A 3,229-nucleotide genomic window follows, 5' to 3' on the forward strand; every position below is an offset into this window, starting at 1 on the left:
ATATCAGTCTGTTTTGTTTAACGTTCTTGACGTATGGTGAGTTAGATAATAACTTAATTTCTTCATCAGTGAATTTTTTTGATTTTGACATAGTAGAATTTAAACAACAAAACAAAAAAATGATACCCACAGGAGGGGTATCACAACTGTCAGGTTGTTGTCCTCCTTATGGGTACCATTTTATTTACACTCCTGGCATTTATTATTGCTTAGTTATTTATTTTTTGTATTTATAGAATCCTTCACCAGTACTATATCCTAATTTACCTTGATCAATATAAGACTTCAACATCTTATGCATTCCTTTGAAATTATATGGTGCTAAGAAACCAGGCATTTTTACATACATGCCTACAATCTCATAGGCAGTCTTTAATCCTACTGTATCAAGAATCTGGAACGGTCCTTTAGGTGCACCAGTACCTAAAGTCCATGCTTTATCGATACTTTCAGGATCAGAGATACCATTGACCATTAAATCCATACCTGAGAATAATAATGGAATTAACATAGAATTGAGTAGGTAACCAGACTTTTCTTTATTGACAGGTAATGGAATCATTCTAATCTCTTTCGCAAACTTCATGACTTCATCAAAATATGCTTTATTTGTTTTATCCTGCATCATAACTTCTGTCATATTATTCTTCCAAATCGTATTTGCGAAGTGTAAGGCAAGGAATTTATCAGGTCTACCAGTAAACTTAGCTAATTTACTAGGAAGCATAGTAGAAGAATTAGTCACTAGAATTGTCTTATCAGGGAGTAGGGGAGCCATTTTTGTATAGACATCCTTCTTAGCTTCCATATTTTCTGTCATAGATTCAATGACTAAATCAGCATCTTTAACTGCTATTTTCATATCAAGTTCTAGCTTGATTGTAGAATAAGCACGTTCTACCTTCTCTAGGCAGTTTTCCTTATCAAAATCATCATAGCCTGCAATACCCATACACCATGTATTGATAGATTTATCAATATCCATGAGATTGATTGCATTAATATAAGACTGCTTGATAGAATCAAGCTTAGGTTGTGTACGTCCTATACTGCCTTCACTTCTTAACCAGATTGTTACATCAAAACCACAATATGCTGCCTGGAATGCAATCTGTGATCCCAGAACGCCGCCGCCCATAATAGTAATGTTCTTCATGTTTGTCTCCTTTCTAGTAAAATGAAAACAGAAGAACAATTTCTTCTGCTTCACTACTATCTTCTTAACATTATCTAATTTTTATTATACTGATTAAAAAGAGATTATCCACTACACTTTGTGAAAAACATCACAATTTCTTACAAACTCATCACATTGTACAAAAAAATCCCGCGATTGCGGGATTTCTTATTAATATCCAGGCTTACCTAAAAGCTTGAACATATTCTTCTTATAAACTTCAACACCTGGCTGGTTGAATGGGTTAACACCTAATAGGTAAACGCTCATTGCACAAGCCTTTTCGAAGAAGTATACCATATAACCGAAGCTATATGCATCAACATGATCAAGAGTGATCTGGATGTTAGGTACGTTACCAACATTTACATGGGCATCAATAGTACCTTCACATGCTTTCTGGTTAACATAATCAACTGTCTTACCAGCTAAATAGTTTAAACCATCTAAGTTATCTGCATCACTAGGGATTTCTAAGTTCATCTGAGGTTCTTTGATCTTTAATACAGTTTCAAATAAAACCTTAGAACCTTCCTGAATGAACTGTCCTAATGAATGAAGGTCAGTTGAGAAAGTACCACTTGTAGGTAAGATACCCTTTCCTTCTTTACCTTCAGATTCACCAAATAACTGTTTCCACCATTCAGCAGTCTGCTGTAACTGTAAGTTATAAGTTACAAACATTTCAGCTGGATAACCAGCCTTTAATAACATCTGTCTTGCAACACCATACTGATAAGCATCGTTTGTAAGAAGATCTGGATTGTTGTATTTATCCTGGGCATCTTTAGCACCCTTTAACATTGCATCAACATCGATACCAGCCATTGCGATAGGGAATAATCCTACTGCAGTTAATACAGAATAACGTCCACCGATATCATCAGGAACTACGAATTCTGTATAACCTTCCTGGTCAGATAAAGTCTTTAATGCACCCTTATGAGCATCTGTAGTAGCAACAATTCTTCTCTGAGCTACTTCTTTACCCTTAGTTTCTTCAAGTAATTCTTTGAAGATTCTGAAAGCAACTGAAGTTTCAGTAGTTGTACCAGACTTAGAAATTACATTAATACCGAATTCTTTATCTTTTACATAGTTCTTAACCTGTGCTAAATAAGTAGCAGAGAATGTATTACCAATATAGATGATCTGAACCTTGTTTGTTGGGTAAAGACCATTGATTGCTTCAATAGCAGCTCTTGCGCCTAAATAAGAACCACCGATACCACAAACTAATAAAACATCAATTTCTTCAGATAATTCTGCAGCTTTTTTCTTAATGTTTTCTACTTCAGTCTTGTTGTAGTTAGTAGGTAAGTCAACCCATCCTAAAAAGTCGTTACCTGCTCCTGTTTTGTTGTGGATCATATCATGAACTTCTGCGACTCTGTCCTTATATGATTCCATGCTTTCTGTTAATTTAGCTTTACTTAAATCAACGTTGATCATACATCTTCCTCCTTTGCGATTCCTCGACTGATCCATCGAGGCATCATTTCTCTTAGTGGATTAAACCCCTTAGGTGTTTCCACGATTGACTTTCTTTTGCGAAAACGTCTCTTTTTCGCGACTGCTTTTAAAGAAAGCCTTGCCTGGTGATGGACGTTATCTATATCAATGACTTTTACCTTAACCTGTTCTCCATAAAAGACAAATTGATTTACGTCACGAACAAATCCATCAGATATTTCTGATATATGGATTAATCCGCTGCTTCCATCAGGCAATAAAGCAAATGCACCATATGGTTGAATACCAGTAATGGTCACATCAACAATGTCACCTACATGAACTTGATGTTCCATTGCACGCCTCCAATCAACTGCATTATAGCATAATTATAATAGTGATAAAAGAATAGATAATAATAATTCTTTAATGTGAAAATTATATTCAAGTAGATGCATTAAGTATTGGTGTAATTAATCAGTGATAGTGTCAAGAATCTTGTGTAAATTCTTATTTCCTGTAAATTAAGTTTTCAGTAGATAAGATTAGTTGTTATCTATTAATTTGGAAACCATTGATCACGACCAACTAAACCAAAAC

Annotated in this window: 3 protein-coding genes; all 3 read right to left on the reverse strand. The window is 34.8% G+C overall.

Going from position 1 to position 3,229, the window contains the following annotated elements; genetic code table 11:
* Positions 1–217 precede the first annotated feature (217 nt).
* The 3 genes from H8909_RS12775 to H8909_RS12785 all read right to left on the reverse strand — a co-directional run bounded on the left by H8909_RS12775 (position 218) and on the right by H8909_RS12785 (position 2,985).
* A complete protein-coding gene (locus tag H8909_RS12775; protein WP_187013092.1) occupies positions 218–1,156 on the reverse strand; it encodes a 3-hydroxyacyl-CoA dehydrogenase in 939 nt (312 codons plus the stop codon).
* A gap of 192 nt (positions 1,157–1,348) precedes the next feature.
* Positions 1,349–2,629, reverse strand: a complete 1,281-nt coding sequence (locus H8909_RS12780; protein ID WP_055235184.1) for a glucose-6-phosphate isomerase — start codon at positions 2,627–2,629, stop codon at positions 1,349–1,351.
* A complete protein-coding gene (locus H8909_RS12785; protein ID WP_006506415.1) occupies positions 2,626–2,985 on the reverse strand; it encodes a CvfD/Ygs/GSP13 family RNA-binding post-transcriptional regulator in 360 nt (119 codons plus the stop codon). The genes H8909_RS12780 and H8909_RS12785 overlap by 4 nt, the downstream gene beginning before the upstream one ends.
* Positions 2,986–3,229 lie beyond the last annotated feature (244 nt).

The organism is Catenibacterium faecis, assembly GCF_014306455.1.
Taxonomy (GTDB): domain Bacteria; phylum Bacillota_I; class Bacilli_A; order Erysipelotrichales; family Coprobacillaceae; genus Catenibacterium; species Catenibacterium mitsuoka_A.